Genomic DNA, 16,989 nt, shown 5'->3' with positions numbered 1-16,989 from the left:
TTAAGTACTTTATCAATGTTGATCCACCAATCCCGCCAGGGCATACACCAGCGCAGCCTGCCAGTTAATGGCAATCTCGTTGGTGGTATAGTCCGACTGTTTGTCCTGCCAGTCCGTTGCTGTTCGGCCGCCACCAACCAGGTAACCCGGCCAGGGCTGTTCAATGTTATCGGAACCGCTGTTCCGATCATGCGGATGCATGGGGGGCTGGTACCCAAGTCCGGTAATATACGACCGGTCATACACATTGCGCCCCAGTAAATGGTCGACAATGGAAACGACCGTATTAGTATAAGCCCGATTCGGTGAAATGGCATTGGCTACCTGCAGGTTGACAGCCTGACGCGCCACCGTTCCGTTGCAACCCCAGTAATAACGGCTTCCCAGCGGCCGGCCGTAAATATCCTGTTTTCCTTTTTCTACCAGCAAATCGGCATTCGCCAGAATAGCCTGCTGAATAGTTGCTGCAAGCTTTGGGTTTCGCCCTTCCCTCTTCGACAATGCATAGGTGAACATCGCCAGGTTCTTCACATTTTGCCAATCCCAGTCGCTATCAATCCGGGGAGTAAAGGAGGGCGCGCTCTTTTCAAAATCTTCGAGGTAATTTTTGTTGCCGGTGGTCTCCCAAAGTTCGACGGCAGCCCACAACCGTTCGTCCTTATCACTTTTTCCCTTGTAGGCACCGGTTGTGAAATCGCCCTGCTCAAATGGTTTCATTTCGGGATGCTTTTTCAGGAAGGCATAACTCTTCTCCGCTGCATCGAGGCATGTCTTCGCATAAGCGGCATCATACGGTTGGAAATTGCGGGCCGCCATGGCCATCGCCGCAACAAAATCGGCGGTAGCTGTCGAACTCCATTCCGTGAAATAGCGTTTCCCTTTATCGTCTTCGGGCCGCACAAAACCGGCAAAATTGGTACGGGTCAACTTGTGCGATACTCTTCCGGAGCCATCGGGATACTGCATCGTGAGCAGCCAGTCGGTTTCCCACTTCAACTCTTCGAGGTATTCGGGGAAACCGGGAGCTGTTTCCGGCAAACCGAGCGTCGCCTTTTCCAGTGTGGGACGGAACTGTTCCCACGCCAAAAACAGTGTTCCCATTGTAATGCCGGCGTTCACCGTATATTTCCCATAGTCGCCGGCATCGTGCCAGCCTTTGGTACCCTTCCGGATGACACCTTTCCCGTCCAGGTAATCGCAATAGCCATCGTCGAGGTGACAGGCGGCATGAGCGAAATGTTGTCCGTTGAAATCACCTTCCACGGCAGTGCCGCAACGCCACAGATAAAAAGCCCGCATGGTTGTCACGTACGGAAACCTGAATACATCATCGCTGATGCGAAAAGTTACCGAACGTCCAACACCCGGCACTTCCAGGTAGTAAGAACCAGTATCAGCGAAAGCCGAAAAATCAGCCACCCAGGCATCCTGGTTCACATCTTCCTGATGAAACGGCCCCGTTACTTCGCCCGAGAATACCTTTTCGTCATCAGTTGCCCGCTTCAGTTCAAAGCCGGAACACTTTTGTATAATCGTCGCTTTTTTTGATGTTCCCGGTAGGAAACCAATCGAATTAAGACGAACCGGGAAACTGCCGCCAGATGCTTCGGCGTGGCAACCAGCCAGCAATAGAGAAAGGATTACAAACAATTTTTTCATGCGTCAGGTTATGTTTACACGTTACGATATGCCGGAATGCGCTGTTGCAGACAGAGGCAAGGGTCAGGATTTGCCACCAATCAGGCGCAAACTCTCCCGGAGAGTTTCAATTTTGGTTTCCATGTCGTGAATCTGCTGGTGCAAACCCTCGATTTCCTGTTTCAGAAGGGTGGTTTCCTCCTGTTCCGGGTTTTCGATGGCCCGTTCCTTTGAAATCAAGGTAAAGAAATTAAAATTCAGCGTCTCCGACAATTGCCACAACCGGCCTATCTTAACATCCTTTGAATTCAGGATGTAATGAGCCATCTGCTCCGAAACCCCCAGCCTGCGGGCAAACTGCGGAACCGTGAGTTGCCGTTCGACCAGCCGCTCCCGGATGGCGTTCCCGATGTGAAAAGGCAATTTCAATTCGTTATTCATGACCATATATTTTGTGGTGATATTATCGTATGTTTCGCAAAAGCGATCGGTTACTTAAAATTACAAAAAATTATTTTATTTTTCTAATAAAGAATATGATACTCTCCACACAGCGCTGACTAACTACCATACAGCGTTAGTTAACTACCACATAGCGTTAGATAACTACCATACAGCGTTAGATACCCACCGAATAGTATTGTATTAAAACTAAAATTTAATTCATCTATACATCATTTTATTTCATGCTTACCTGATTTTAATTTTTTCTGCTCCATTAGATATAATTATAGTCGTTGTTTTATTTTATTTTGTGTGATGATTATTTATTACTTTCTTGTTTTTATTGGTTATCTATCATATATTATTTGATTTTTATCAAATAATATTTCATCATACGGGTAGAAGTGAGACAAATGCCCGGGCCTGTAGGGCTCCAATTCCGAAGCATTGGTAGAAGCCCTTTAGTCTTCCCACGTTGCTGCTGTCCTTTCACTGGGGGCGATGCCCCCAGCTCCGGAATCTCAGGCCTTCAGCCTGGACAGCGTCGGCAGACCCTACGTGAAGCATCGAAGGAAACCTTTAAAGTTTGACACTGGCCCCCAATGAAGCTCCGGTAGTGAATCTGTCATCGGTCCAAAGTCTCCCCGGATGGGGAGATTTAGAGGGGCGGAAAATGGGAGAACCACCGTCCGGGTATTTCCAGTCTTCCGGTAGGATAATAAGTTTGTCTTTGGAATTGATGCCTCGCTAATATGCAGCGGCGTGAGCCCTTCTCTATGTTTAGAGAAGGGTTGGGATGAGTAGAAAACGTTGTTTCGAACACTCAAAGGCAACGCCCCCAGTTTTTGGAATCTCAGGCCTTCAGCCTGGACAGCGTCGGCAGACCCTACATGAAGCATCGAAGGAAACCTTTAAAGTTTGACACTGGCCCCCTATGAAGCTCCGGTAGTGAATCTGTCATCGGTCCAAAGTCTCCCCGGATGGGGAGATTTAGAGGGGCGGAAAATGGGAGAACCACCGTCCGGGTATTTCCAGTCTTCCGGTAGGATAATAAGTTTGTCTTTGGAATTGATACCTCGCGAATATGCAGCGACGTGAGCCCTTCTCTATGTTTAGAGAAGGGTTGGGATGAGTAGAAAACGTTGTTTCGAACACTCCCCCAGTTTTTGGAATCTCAGGCCTTCAGCCTGTTTCGCCTCACCTAACAGCGGCACTCATTATCTGGTTTTTTATCTACTCACCCCATCCGGACTGCGTCCGAATTGCCCCTCTCTACAAGTAAAGATGGGCGGGGGTCGCTGATGACATCGACGTATGTATTTTCATTCTTCCCGGTAGGATACCGGTTGTTCAAAATACCTAACGGCCGTGGAGTTTATACAGAAAAATAATAACTTGCCATCAACCCAAAAAATTCGGCCATGGTGAATACGAGTTTATTCAAGATGATACGGGAGGGTGAACACCAGCAGCAGGATTTCAAGTTTTGCATCAACGACTCGCGGAAAATTGCCCGCTCGCTTGTCGCTTTTGCCAATACCGATGGTGGCAGACTGCTCATTGGTGTGAAGGACAACGGCAACATTGCCGGGGTGAAGACCGATGAGGAGTATTACATGATTGAGGCCGCCGCCAGGTTATACAGCAAACCAGAAATTGAGTTCGAAACCCGCCAATGGCATACTGACGGAAAAACGGTTCTACAAATCGATATTCCGCCGAGCCCGAACAAGCCACATTACGCCAAAGACGAAAACCAGAAATGGCTGGCCTATGTCAGATTTGAAGATCAGAACATACTGGCTAGTCGTATCTTACTTGAAGTATGGAAGAAGCAGCAGAAACCGCGGGGCGTTTTTATCCGGTACACCGAAGAGGAACAAAAACTGTTGCACTATCTCTCTACCCACGAAAAATTAAATCCGGCACGTCTTGCTAAAGCAATTTCTGTTTCCCGCTGGAAAACCGAACGGATATTAATCAACCTCATAGCTATCGGAGTTATCGAGATTGAACAATCAGCAAATGGATTGCACTGTCATTTAACTGACACTTTTATCCTATCCGAAAATAATAAATAACACTTTTTTCTCGTTTTAAGTAAAAACGGATATCAATCAACCTCATTACTATCTGAGTCATTGAGATTGAACAATCAGCAACTGGATTGCACTGTCATCTAACTGACACTCTCATCCTATCCGAAAATAATAAATAACACTTTTCTTCGTTTTAAACAAAAAGCCTCTTGATTCGCCTCTATCATGGAGAGAATCAGTGAGAAACAAATGAAAGGGGTTGAAAATGGGAAGGAACAGAATTTTGGCCCTAGTAAGTAGCTTACTGCTATTACTGGCCGGATGCGCGAAAGACAATACAATAAGAACCAATTTCACGGCAAATACAGAACAAATTTCCAGGGAAAATACTGAACGGATTACTTACGTCAACGAGCGAATAACGCTGACTGGAAATGGTACGCTGAAATCTGCCGAGTCACCTGAAGATTATACGTATACATCGGCAGTAGACATCTACAATACTGTATTTGACAAAGTCATCATTCAATCCAGTAATGCGACATATACCGTATATTCCGGGCAAACGGTTTTACTTCCGAAAGGATTAACCTATTCGGGAAACATTACGGTAAACGATGGCGGATTGTTGGTTGTAGTAGGTGATTTAGCCGGAACAACAGTAAGCGGGACCGGAACCATTGTTATCAATCCAACCGGTGTTTTCACGGGTAAGTACTTAAACATCGACTCCGGATTGAAACTGGTTAATTACGGAGAGTGGAATGTCGATAAGAACGTTAACCTGAATGGCACGCTGGAAAATCATAGTATCATATCATTCGATGCAATGAATAACAATAGCTCCGGCCGCGTGGTCAATACCGGCAAAATCTCGTTAGCCGGAGATTTAAACAACAATGGTGTCATCGACAACATGGGAACCTTCATTACTGGCGGAACAGTTAATCTGAATAGTGGTGCCACCCTCAACAACGCTTGCCATTTCGAAACCGCCAAGATGCAGTCGAATGGACTGACCCATTCCACCGAATACCTGAAAATCGATGATCAATTAACGGTAAACGGAGGCAGCATCTTGATGCTGGGAGCGCAATCGGTAACCGATGCGGGTACCATTTCCCTTAACGGGAAAATTGCCGGCAACAGTGACAATTATGCAGGCATCATTATCCGGAATTCGTTTCAATCGAACTGGGGCGCCCGGATCACCGGAAAAATTGACATTCGCTACGACAATGAAATCACCAGCTCCGACCCTGATTTGTTGGGCCCGCAGGTCACATTCAAGTCAGTCTACTTTCCGGCTACCGAGTGCGTTCCACAATACGGCACCAACCCGGCAAATTCTTTTACACTGGTTGCAAACGTAAAAGCTCCTATTGATAGCAGAGGAAATACCCTAAGCGCAACAAGTGTGGATATTCAGGGAGACTACGCTTACGTTTCCTACCACCTGCACGGGGCAGAATTTGGTGGCCTCATCGAGGTATATGATATTACCGATCCATCGGCTCCAACCATCGTCAGTCAGTATTGGACTGAAAACGTCGATTTCAATCACCTGGAAGTGGATGGCAATAAATTATATGTCACCGGGGGACAAGACCCGGACAAGGCACATGTTGCAACAGCCGCCACCTTCACCATCATCGATTTAAAGAATGGTGAGTTGCCCAATGTTGCACCAACCTTTTATACCCTTCCAAGCTATTCGGGCGATTGTGTACACCTGGCCGACAACGGAAATCTTTACCTGGCAACAGGAAATACCGGTGGACAGTTTATAACGGCTAATGCCGACAACGGTTCCATTATCAACACCCGGGATGCACTCACCGCCAAATATTTTGACAGCGACGGAAACACCATTGTAGGTTTGCAGGGAGGAACTGCTGGATTGCTGTCTGTATTCAACGAAAATAACGGCTTAAATCCGGTCCGAACCATTCCGGTTGGGGAAATTAGCCCCGAAAACGGAAAATCGGTTGTTCGTCTCAAGGATGGCCTCGCGTATGTCTGCGAAGGCACTTCGGGATTGATGGTGTTTGATGTGAACGATGTATCGGGCACGGCAGTTAAAAGTTTCAATCCGCACGACGGAGATACAAACGGCGTGGATATTGATCACGGCTTGATCTATGTGGCCAATGGTGCCGGGGGCGTTTATGTGCTCGACAAAAACACATTCAAAGTTTACGGAAATTACAACTACGACGGCTCGGCCAATTTTGTGAGAGCAGTAGACAATTACATTTTTGTGGCTAACGGAACCGGCGGCCTCAAGATTCTGATGAGAGGTAATCCCTAATTTTTTTCATACCCAACTCAAATGAGAATAGCACGCTTCGGCGTGCTTTTTTGTTATTCCCGTTTCCGCGCATGACCATCCTCAAACCGACAGAGCCGGAGAGAGCGACGCGGTGGTTCGCCCGAAAGCATTGGGGTAGTTGCCGGATTTCGGACAACGCGGGACCGTAACTACGTCAAACAGAAAAAATTGCCATTCCTTAACACACTTAATACGCTTTAATTCCGTTTTAACTATAGATTTGCAGCTATTTTAATTTTACAAAAGAAAGGAGCATCTAATGAGAAGGATCACCGTGATAACAATTGCCTTTGTAGCAATTCTGTTCGCCGGATGCAAAAAAGATGAAATTAAAACAACATACATCTCAAACGAAGAAGCACTGGCTGAAGCAAATACTTCACGCATTGATTACACCAATACGCCCATTACCCTGACCGTTGATAACGGCACGACCAAAGCCGCCATGCTTCCCGCTGGTTACAGCTATACCAGTGCCGTAGATATCAACAACACAAATTTCGATCAGAAACTGACGTCAGATAAGCGTGACCTGACCGTGGATGCCGGCAAAATAGTTTTGGTTTCACCCGGCACAAAAATTTCGGGTAACCTGACCATTAATTCGGGTGCTACCCTGGTAGTGGCCGGAACCTTTGCCGCATCATCCTTACAGGGGACAGGAACGATTATTGTGAACCCCACAGCCACGGTGTCAGTTAGTAACCTGAATTTTAACGGTGCTGTTAAGTTTGTGAACTACGCCGACTGGAGCTTCAATAATTTTACCCTTGGCAACGGAACCTTTGAGAATCACGGAACATTAACATTCGGAAGCCTGACCGTGAATGGCGGAACCGTTCAGTTTATCAGCGACGGAACCGTTACCGTGAATGGAAATATCATGGTAAACAGTTATTTGTACAACGATGGTACCATGGTGTCGACAAAAGGAACACTGACGACCAACGGCGGTTCAAAACTAGTAAATGACTGCCATCTGGAAGCGCAACAAATGCAATCGAACGGAACGACATCCAACAACAGTTACCTGAAAATTGCGGGCAATCTGAACATGAACGGAGGCAGCAAAATTGAAGAAACCAACTCAGCCATCTTAAGGGTTGGCAGTATCAAAAATATGAATGGCACGATTGCATCAATTGGCGACGATTATGCCGGACTCATCATCGACAATAGTTTCTCAGCAAACTGGGGTGCTCGCTTAACGGGCAAACTTGACATTCGTTTTAACGGAACCATCAATCCGGCCGACCCGAATGTGGTTGGCTCGAAGGTTACCTACAAATCGGCATACTTTGCAGCTACCGGCTGTGCTCCAGAATATGGTTCCAATCCGGTAACTTCATTTACCGAAATTGCCGATGTGGCTGCACCAACCGATAACCGCGGAAATGTATTGAGTGCAACCAGTGTCGACATTGAAGGTCACTACGCTTATGTATCGTGGCACCTACACGGGGTTGATTACAGTGGTTTGATTGAAGTATTTGACATTTCGGACCCGACCTCACCAACCATCATTCAGCAATACTGGAACACCAATTTTGATTTTAACCATCTGGAAGTAGACGGTGCCAAACTGTACGTAGTCGGTAGCCGGAATCTTGACAAATATAAAATATCCACATCGGCAACGTTGGCCGAATTTACACTGGAAAACGGCGAATTGAATACGGATAACATGACAATGATTGAGCTGCCGAGTAGCTCCGGTAACTGTGTACACCTGGCCGATAACAATCAGTTGTACATAGCAACGGGTAATTCGGGCGGAACATTTAACATCATGGCTCCGACGTCGACCACACTTAGCACGACAAAAAGTGCCGAATCGGCAAAATACGTCGATAGCGAAGGAAGCACCATTGTTGGTTTACAGGGTGGCAGCGTCGGGCAACTATCAGTCTTCGATGAAAACAATGGACTGACCCCGGTTCGTACCATCCCCGTTGGGGAAATTACCCCCGAAAACGGAAAATCGGTTGTTCGTCTCAAGGATGGCCTCGCTTATGTCTGCAAAGGCACTTCGGGATTGATGGTGTTTGATGTGAACGATGTATCGGGCACGGCAGTTAAAAGTTTCAATCCGCACGACGGAGATACAAACGGCGTGGATATTGATCACGGCTTGATCTATGTAGCCAATGGCGCCGGAGGCGTTTATGTCCTCGACAAAAACACATTCAAAGTTTACGGAAATTACAACTACGACGGCTCTGCCAATTTTGTGAGAGCAGTAGACGATTACATTTTTGTGGCCAACGGAACCGGCGGCCTCAAGATTCTGATGAGAGATAATCCCTAGTTTTTTTCATCCCCAACTCAAATGAGAATAGCACGCTTAGGCGTGCTTTTTTTGTCATAAACTCTCAATAAACATTTAGCTTTTTCTTTACAAAAAAGCCTTACACAACTTCTCACAGAAACCCTTAATTTAGTAACCTGATATCCTAATCAATTTGAACCCATACTGAAACATAAAGTAATGAGAAACTTTCTGATGAGAAATGTCCGTCAAGCGTTCCTGCTTGCCCTTATCATTGGCGGTTTTACCTTTACGGGTAACGCCCAGAATGAATACATGGATCCGGCCAACCGGAAATTACAGGAAACATATAACGGTGGTGATTTTTATCCCGTAAAACATTACCAGCAAAACACCCGAAAGAAACGTCCGAAGAATGTCATCCTGATGATTGGCGACGGCATGGGACTCGCCCACGCATACGCCGGCTTAACAGCTAACGGTGGCCATCTTTTCCTCGAGAATTTCAAAAGCATCGGTTTTTCCAAAACCTACTCTTCCGATAACTACGTTACCGATTCAGCTGCCGGCGGAACAGCCCTGGCTTGTGGCGAAAAAACATACAACGGAGCGATTGGCATGAATCCGCAAAAAGAACCCATTGTCAACATCCGCGAGCTGGCTGAAAAGAAAGGGCTGCAAACCGGACTTGTTTCAACTTCAGCCATCACGCACGCTACTCCGGCATCGTTTATTGCCCACCAACCATCGCGTAACATGTACGAAGCCATTGCCGCCGATTTCATCAACAGTGGCATTGACGTATTTATTGGTGGCGGCGTTGACCATTTCGAAAAACGTAAAGATGGACGAAACCTGAGTGAAGAGTTGAGAAAAGACGGCTATCAGGTTCTGTACAACATGGATGATATTACCGGAGTTACTTCAGGTAAACTGGCCGGACTCACAGCCCCGGTTCACAATCCTGCTGAACCGGAGCGCGGTGACATGCTTGTCCAATCGACTAAAACGGCCTTGAATATCCTAACCAAAAACAAGAAAGGCTATTTCATCATGGTCGAAGGAAGCCAGATTGACTGGGGAGGCCATGCCAACAAAACGCCTTATGTGGTAGAAGAAATGCTCGACTTCGACAAAGCTATCGGTGCCGCACTTGATTATGCTGCCCGCGATGGCGAAACCCTGATTATCGTAACAGCTGACCATGAAACCGGAGGCATGTCCATCAACGAAGGTGACATGTCAACCGGAAAAGTTGTGGGTGAATATACAACCGGGCATCACACAGGAATTATGGTTCCGGTGTATGCTTTTGGACCAGGCGCTGAGAGGTTTACCGGAATTATGGAGAACACCGATATTCAGAAAAAAATTAAAGATCTCTTGGATCTGTAACTGCACTAACCAATTTCTGGTTATTTTAGAAGGGAAACCGCTGCGTTTCCCTTTTTTTATTTCAACTATTCGACAAACGGATTTGTTTTTCATCCAGTAACCGTAACCTATGGAAGAAAAATCATCGAGTAAACTTTCGCCTGAAAAATGGCTCGACCTGCATGGCGACTATCTCTTCAACTTTGCCGTCTCGCGTGTTTTTTCACCTGACCTGGCTAAAGATTTGATACAGGATTCGTTTGTATCGGCGTTGCACAACCAATCCTCTTTTCGGGGCGAAAGTTCGGAACGCACTTGGTTAGTTGCCATCCTGAAGCGCAAAATCATCGACCACTACCGGAAACAGAATGTCAGGAAAGAAGAGCCCATTGCCGACAGTAGCTCTCCTTTCCGACAGGAAGGAATTTTGAAAGGGCACTGGGATGAAATGCATGCACCACAGCATGAATTCGTCGAAAAAGATAATCTATACGACAACAATGAATTCATGCGGATCTTAAATTACTGCCTTAGTTTGCTACCTCCACGACTTGCAGCGATTTTCTCGCTAAAAGTGGTGGAAGAAATGGACACGGAAGATGTGTGTAAGGAAATGGACGTGACACCGTCAAACATTTGGACAATGCTTCACCGGAGCCGTTTGAAACTGCGGGCCTGCATCGAACGTAACTGGTTTTAACGCACCGAAAGCAAAACCATGAAAAAGAAAACGGAACATACCATCAACCAACTGATGAATCATACGATGCTTTCGTGTGAAGATGCCACGGGTTTAATATCCCGGAAACAACACGAAAAGCTCACATTCAAAGAGAGAGTACAACTCACCATTCACCTCTGGAGCTGCAAATTCTGTCGTCGGTTCGAGCGGCAGCTCAATTATCTCAACCGGGTAATAGGGCACCTGAAACAAGATGCCGACAAGGGGGTAATCAACTTCCCGATGACAGATACCATCCGCACGCAAATTGACGAGAAACTGCAAGACGAAATTTCCCGCCGAAAAAAATAATTGACATTGTTGTGTAAGGTTTCGAATGGTCACACGTTCTAATAAGACAATTTTATCCGAAATTAATCATTCATTAAAAATCAGTGTCATGAAAAATGAAAACAAACTTCAGAAGAAAGCAGGATTCTTAGCCGGTGCATTGGTATCCGGTGCATTGTTAACCTTTTCAGCGGGAAGCGCCGATGCCGCCACCCTGAGCAGTTTCTCAACGCTTGGCTCCGGTTCGCAGGTTCGCACAACGCTGCTCGATATGAACAGCTATACTTCGGAACTGGCCGCCCAGGCTGCTTCATTTGACAAATCGGCTGAAGCCAAATGCGGTGAAAACAAAGAGAAAAAAGAAGGCAAAAAAGCTGAAAAGAAAGAAGGTAAAGCCGCCAAAGGAAAGGCCAGCGAAGCTAAATGTGGAGAGGGAAAATGCGGTGATAGCAAAGCCAGCGAAGCCAAGTGCGGTGAAAAAGCGAAAGCCAAAAAAGCGAAGGAAGGTAAAGCCGGTGAAGGAAAATGTGGAGAAGGAAAATGCGGCGAAAGTAAGAGTAAGTAATATCCTGAAAACAGAAACTTTCCGGGTAGGTTTTTTCTCGTTTTGGGATGCCTCCCGGGAATTCCTCCCTCCAGATCCGAATTAACCTCAACGGCAAAAGCAATCATCATGAAAAATGAAATAAACATTGGCCTGGGCTTGCGGCGCGATATCATTGAAGAATTCCTCGACAGAGAAGTCATTCAACCTGATTTCATTGAATTCGCTCCGGAAAACTGGATTGGGATGGGCGGTTACTGGGGAAAGAAAATCAGGCAGGCTGTCGAAAAATATCCGGTGACTTGCCATGGTTTATCGCTTTCGCTGGGAAGCCCCGAAGAGCTTGACTACCGCTTCATGAAGGAATTGAAATCGTTTTTGGATGACAACCAGGTTGAGATCTTTTCGGAGCATCTCTCCTACACCAAATGCGCCAACGCTCATTTGTACGATTTGCTGCCCATTCCCTTCCGGGAAGACGCTGTAAAACATGTGGTACGACGCATTCGCGAAGCACAGGATTTCCTGGAACGTCCCATCGCCATCGAAAATGTATCGTACTACACGGCTGTAGCTGCCGAAATGGACGAAGCCACCTTCATCAGTTCAATTGTAGAAGAATCCGGCTGCCAGCTATTGCTCGATGTAAACAATGTTTATGTCAATGCTTTCAACCATGGTTACGATGCCAAAGAGTTCATCCGACAGATGCCGCTTGACAAGGTTGCCTACATTCACATGGCCGGACATGAAAAGGTGAGCCCCGACTTGATCATCGATACGCACGGCGAGGCCATCATCGATCCGGTATACCAACTCTTCGATTACACCGCTTCGTTAATGGAGCTGGTTCCCGTACTGCTCGAACGCGATTTTAATTTTCCGGCAGCAGCCGATCTGAAGCGGGAAATGAATCAACTTCGGAAAATTGCCACCAAACACTGGAGGAAAGTACATGTCAGTCAAGACTGAAACATATCAATACCAAAACAGACTCGCTGATTATTGTCGTAGTGGCAAACTCAACGGTGCACTTCCGCTTTCGCGTGAAGAGGCATTACCACAGTACCGCCGTTTGGTATTTAATGTGGTAAAAAATACGCTCGAACAAGCATTTCCCATCACGCAACAAGTGTTGACAAATGAACAATGGGATGAGCTGTTATTTCGATTCTTCCTCGAGCACGATTGCCAAACGCCACAAGTGTGGAAGTTGCCTGCGGAACTCTGCTCTTATGTCATCGAGAATCAAATATCAGAGGAGATAGAACTTCCCTGGCTCGATGAGTTGCTTTGGTTCGAATGGCTGGAAATTGAAGTACATACCATGCCCGATATCGATGCAGGGCCTGTAAGTGATGAAGGAAGTTTACTGAATGACATTCCGGTGCTCAACCCCGAGTACCGTCTGGAAAAACTGAGTTATCCATTCCATCTTTTTCCTGTAAAGGAAGCCGCAGAAAAACGAGGGGAATACTTTGTATTACTTTATCGCGAACCGGAAAGCGGGAAAGTGCATTTCATGGCATTGGCTGCGATTCACGCCTATTTCATCGAGCAGCTTTCCGCCGGAGAACAAACCATTGAAGAGCTAATTCGGGATACTGCGGAAAAAATTTCGAGTGTGTTGCCGGAATCACTTTTACAACAGGCCATGCCGTTTTTCGAGGAATTGCTGAAAAACCGTGTTATCCTGGGATTCCGACCGAATGAAAACGCCAATTAAAATCCTCCTGACTGGCCACCCCGGAGATTTCTAAAGTTGCTGCCGTTCTGCTGATTATTCTGGTTGTTGTCCGGCGTAGCTGATTCGTCGATGTGCTTGGCTCCTTCCATTTTGGGTGCCTTAGGCATCTTCTTCGTCCTCCACAATGGAATCCGGTAGTAAATACCGTATGAAAAATCCATGGGAATATCCACATTGGTTTTTCCAAACCCGGGTACGATATAAGGTGACATATTCGGGTCCTTCGTCTTGCTGGCCATGAACTTTACCCGCAACGACCACCCGAGGAAGAAGTTTTTAAAAATCTCACCTTTCATTCCAAATACAAATTCACCCCAGTGCGCATTCATATTTCTTTTCGGGATAGAAGTTGTGTAGTCGCCCCAAAAGTTGGAGTACTTCACACCATCGGCCTGTTGTGTAAAACGGCTATATCCATAGCGCAAACCGATAAAAACCAAATCGCCGTCATCGAGACTAGTATAACGCAAAATGTTGAAATCGGTTCCCAACCGGCCATAAACACCGTTCGCCTGGTAGTGGAAATTATCCCGACGATCATTCAACCCCATCATACCTACTTCTACCGTAGGAAACCAATATCCTTTAACCGGAATATCGCCCTGTAACTCCCAACCCCAACGATCAGCCGATTGCAGATACGTGGAAACGAACCGCGACAAGTCAACCCCGATGCGGGGTCCTTCGTAGCGCCATACATCCGCATTCTGTTTCTCCTGAGCCAGTGCCTTCAGCGGGCTACTGAGTGTTATCAGGCAAATTGAAATATACAGTAATATTTTCCTCATTATTGGGCTTATCAATAGATGTGGGTCCCACCTCTGGATCCGAAACGTTGACCGAATCGATGCGGGATGTATATGAGAAACCTTTCAGTTCGTAATAGGGAGCAAAGCCGCACGCTTCCGATACCAGTTTCATTCGCATAGTATGATAAATATAAAGCGTGTCAGCTCCACCATTCACGAACAAGACAAATGCTGTGGAATCATGTTCAAGCGAAAGCGGTAAAGGATAACGCTTGGATACAGAAGGCAGCGTATCACGTACCCATCCGGTATCATTCTTGGCAACACCCCAAATCAACAACGAATCAATGGTAGTCGAATCACTATCGATGAATTTTGCGACGAGGTATGTATCTGTGGAGTCGTAACACCTGTCCGCCTCGCTACAGGAAACGACAACTGCCAGAAGCACCACAAGTAAAGGTAAAATGTATTTTTTCATATCCGGATACGGGTTTCCGCTTGCCTGACAAATATAAACAAAATGAGAGGAAACAAGCATGAAGCAGGAAGCTAGATTGAAAAAGCGTAAACAGGAAACAATCGGCTTATCATCAACAAAAAAAGGTTAATTTCGTTAATCCCATTACGGCATTAAAACATAAAAAGGTCTGCCGCTAATCTTTCATTGAACGATATACCATCTTAAATATGCGAAACATGCAGTTTGCCATTTTCTTCGGAACCGTCATTTTGGTCTACTTTCTGGTCAACTATTATATCTACGTTCATGGCCTAATGGCCTTTCAGTCGACAGGGAATTTCAAGACCGCATACAAAATACTTTTCTGGGTAATCGCCTCCACTTTCATCGTTGGGGAAATTCTGGAGCACACGCATTCGAGCTTAGCCGGTGAATGGATTTACCGCATTGGTGCATTCTGGCTGTCATTCATGCTGTACCTGTTTATCGCCACACTTTTTATCGACATTATTCGCCTACTGGATAAATTCTTCCACATCGTTCCCGCCGTATTAAAAAGCAACCCCGGGAATCTGCGGCTTTGGACCGGCATCACCGTATTCGCATTGGTAGCCCTGGTTGTTTTCTTCGGACACCTGAATGCTTTGCACACAAGGGTGAAACAGATTTCGATTACTATACCGAAAAAAGTTAGCGGTGCTCCGGATATGAAAGTACTGATGGCTTCCGACATTCACCTGGGAGCTTTGATTGGAGAGCGACGCGAACAAAAATTGGTTGACATCATCAATCAGCAACAACCCGATTTGGTGTTGCTATGTGGCGACATGGTGGATGGAGATATTGCTCCGGTACTACGAAAAAAACTTGGCAGACATCTTCAGGAAATTAAGCCGCGTATGGGCATGTACGCTATTCCGGGAAACCATGAATACATTGGCGGAATAAAAGAGACCTTACCCTACCTGGAAAGCATCAACATTAATGTATTGCGCGATCAGATTATTACGCTTCCTAATGGTGTTCAAATTGTCGGCAGAGACGATTTATCGGCACGTAACCGCGATGGCGGAAGAAAAGAGTTGCCGGACTTACTTGAGAATGTTGATATGAATAACCCGGTGTTTGTTTTGAACCACCAGCCGTTCAATCTGGAAGAAGTTGCCAAAGCCGGAGTCGACTTACACCTGTCGGGCCATACCCACGACGGGCAAATGTGGCCGCTCAACTACATTACACAGGCAGTTTTTGAAGACAGTTGGGGATTTTTGAAAAAGGACAAAACCAATATCTATGTCTCTTCAGGATTCGGTTCCTGGGGACCCCCCGTGCGTATTGGAAACACGCCGGAAGTTGTGGTTTTCAATCTTCACTTTCAACCGGAAACCGCAGAATTATAGCCAAAATTAATCCTCGTTCGACATGGTGAGAGGTTCCGGATGAATCGTCGTCATGATGCCCAGTTCCTTTTCAATGGCATCTTCGATGATGGAACAGATATGGTGCGCCTCATCCAGCGTCATCTCCGGCGGCAGTTTGATGTGACAACTCAATTCGGTATGATGTCCGTACCGGTGCATATGAAAATGATGCGGATACACTTCCCTGTCTACATTTGCATCAACCAGTTCCCTGATTTGAGCTATCATGGTCGGATCGGCACTCTCACCAAGCAGCAGGCTAAAATCATTCTTCATGACTTCGTAAGCGGTATAGGCAATCAATATGGCCACCAAAATTCCAAGTACACCATCAATCCACCAGAAATAACCTCCGAGGAAAATACCGACAAGAATGATGATGGAAGACAATGCATCGGAGCGATGATGCCAGCCATCGGCTTTTAGTACCGACGATTGAGCTTTTCTGCCCACCCCAAAAGCATACTGAGCCAAGCCTTCTTTAGCCAAAATCGATACAACGGTTACAACTTTCGCCACCATTCCGTAGTGCACAGCTGTATGCGACCGGAGTCGATCGACCGATTGCAGCAGGAACTCAAACGCGATGATAGCCAACAGCACCCCAATAATCACGGCAGCAATGTGCTCGGCACGACCGTGGCCGAAAGGATGCTCGTCATCGGCAGGCTTGCCGGCCAGTGTTGCACCGAAAATAACAATGATGGAAGAAACCGAATCGGAGAGTGTATGCCAGGCATCCGCCACGATAGCAATCGAACCGGATACAATTCCAGCCCAGTACTTCAAGGCGAACAGCACCAGATTAACGATAACCGAGACCCAGCCAGCCGTAACAATCATTCTGGTATTCTTCGATCTCATACGCTTTGTAAGTTTACTCTAAGCTCTAAAATAAAGCATCAAAGCTAAGCCATTCAGGCTTAAAACCCGAAAAAACGAAAGTTCGTTGCGTTC

At 46.4% G+C, this 16,989-nt stretch carries 15 protein-coding genes; 10 read left to right on the top strand and 5 right to left on the bottom strand.

Features of this window, described 5'->3' with window-relative positions; translation table 11 throughout:
- Positions 1–12: 12 nt before the first annotated feature.
- Together T426_RS0102670 and T426_RS0102665 are read right to left on the bottom strand one after the other, a co-directional pair.
- A complete protein-coding gene (locus T426_RS0102670) occupies positions 13–1,659 on the bottom strand; it encodes a glycoside hydrolase family 9 protein (protein ID WP_027585240.1) in 1,647 nt (548 codons plus the stop codon).
- Positions 1,660–1,722: 63 nt separating this feature from the next.
- Positions 1,723–2,079, bottom strand: coding sequence for a helix-turn-helix domain-containing protein (locus tag T426_RS0102665; protein ID WP_148303657.1), 357 nt, complete (start codon positions 2,077–2,079; stop codon positions 1,723–1,725).
- A gap of 1,424 nt (positions 2,080–3,503) precedes the next feature.
- Between T426_RS0102665 and T426_RS22515 the strand changes: the two genes are divergently transcribed.
- From T426_RS22515 to T426_RS0102620, 9 genes are all read left to right on the top strand, one after another.
- Positions 3,504–4,163 carry an AlbA family DNA-binding domain-containing protein gene (locus tag T426_RS22515; protein ID WP_081782338.1) on the top strand — a complete coding sequence of 220 codons (660 nt, stop codon included), beginning with the start codon at positions 3,504–3,506 and terminating at the stop codon, positions 4,161–4,163.
- 223 nt (positions 4,164–4,386) lie between these two features.
- Entirely contained in the window at positions 4,387–6,432 is a 2,046-nt protein-coding gene (locus tag T426_RS0102655) for a DUF5074 domain-containing protein (RefSeq protein ID WP_027585239.1), read from the top strand.
- A gap of 280 nt (positions 6,433–6,712) precedes the next feature.
- The gene (locus tag T426_RS0102650; RefSeq protein WP_027585238.1) at positions 6,713–8,761 is read left to right on the top strand and encodes a DUF5074 domain-containing protein; all 2,049 of its coding nucleotides are present in this window, start codon (positions 6,713–6,715) and stop codon (positions 8,759–8,761) included.
- A 180-nt stretch (positions 8,762–8,941) separates the two neighbouring features.
- A complete protein-coding gene (locus tag T426_RS0102645; RefSeq protein ID WP_027585237.1) occupies positions 8,942–10,117 on the top strand; it encodes an alkaline phosphatase in 1,176 nt (391 codons plus the stop codon).
- A gap of 109 nt (positions 10,118–10,226) precedes the next feature.
- Complete coding sequence (locus tag T426_RS0102640) at positions 10,227–10,796, top strand: sigma-70 family RNA polymerase sigma factor (protein ID WP_025862978.1); 570 nt, start codon at positions 10,227–10,229, stop codon at positions 10,794–10,796.
- 18 nt (positions 10,797–10,814) lie between these two features.
- Entirely contained in the window at positions 10,815–11,129 is a 315-nt protein-coding gene (locus T426_RS22510; protein WP_036984114.1) for an anti-sigma factor family protein, read from the top strand.
- An 88-nt stretch (positions 11,130–11,217) separates the two neighbouring features.
- The gene (locus T426_RS22505; RefSeq protein ID WP_025862976.1) at positions 11,218–11,673 is read left to right on the top strand and encodes an HvfA family oxazolone/thioamide-modified RiPP metallophore; all 456 of its coding nucleotides are present in this window, start codon (positions 11,218–11,220) and stop codon (positions 11,671–11,673) included.
- Between the two features lie 108 nt (positions 11,674–11,781).
- Positions 11,782–12,624, top strand: coding sequence for an HvfB family MNIO-type RiPP peptide maturase (locus tag T426_RS0102625; protein WP_025862975.1), 843 nt, complete (start codon positions 11,782–11,784; stop codon positions 12,622–12,624).
- Positions 12,608–13,378 carry an HvfC/BufC N-terminal domain-containing protein gene (locus tag T426_RS0102620; protein WP_025862974.1) on the top strand — a complete coding sequence of 257 codons (771 nt, stop codon included), beginning with the start codon at positions 12,608–12,610 and terminating at the stop codon, positions 13,376–13,378. Before T426_RS0102625 ends, T426_RS0102620 begins: the two co-directional genes overlap by 17 nt.
- Here the strand turns inward: T426_RS0102620 and T426_RS0102615 are convergent.
- Together T426_RS0102615 and T426_RS0102610 are read right to left on the bottom strand one after the other, a co-directional pair.
- Positions 13,375–14,187, bottom strand: a complete 813-nt coding sequence (locus T426_RS0102615; RefSeq protein ID WP_025862973.1) for a DUF6048 family protein — start codon at positions 14,185–14,187, stop codon at positions 13,375–13,377. The genes T426_RS0102620 and T426_RS0102615 overlap by 4 nt on opposite strands.
- Complete coding sequence (locus T426_RS0102610) at positions 14,138–14,629, bottom strand: DUF6452 family protein (RefSeq protein ID WP_027585236.1); 492 nt, start codon at positions 14,627–14,629, stop codon at positions 14,138–14,140. The genes T426_RS0102615 and T426_RS0102610 overlap by 50 nt, the downstream gene beginning before the upstream one ends.
- 218 nt (positions 14,630–14,847) lie before the next feature.
- Here T426_RS0102610 and T426_RS0102605 point away from each other — a divergent pair, with 218 nt between their 5' ends.
- Positions 14,848–16,011, top strand: a complete 1,164-nt coding sequence (locus tag T426_RS0102605; protein ID WP_051538465.1) for a metallophosphoesterase — start codon at positions 14,848–14,850, stop codon at positions 16,009–16,011.
- Between the two features lie 6 nt (positions 16,012–16,017).
- On the opposite strand, the gene T426_RS0102600 is transcribed toward T426_RS0102605, so the two are convergent.
- Positions 16,018–16,896, bottom strand: coding sequence for a cation diffusion facilitator family transporter (locus T426_RS0102600; RefSeq protein ID WP_025862970.1), 879 nt, complete (start codon positions 16,894–16,896; stop codon positions 16,018–16,020).
- Between the last annotated feature and the right edge of the window lie 93 nt (positions 16,897–16,989).

It is taken from the genome of Prolixibacter bellariivorans ATCC BAA-1284 (assembly GCF_000621705.1).
Lineage (GTDB): Bacteria > Bacteroidota > Bacteroidia > Bacteroidales > Prolixibacteraceae > Prolixibacter > Prolixibacter bellariivorans.
Note: the sequence above shows the minus strand (reverse complement) of the source record. Positions and strands in the feature narration are given on the sequence as shown.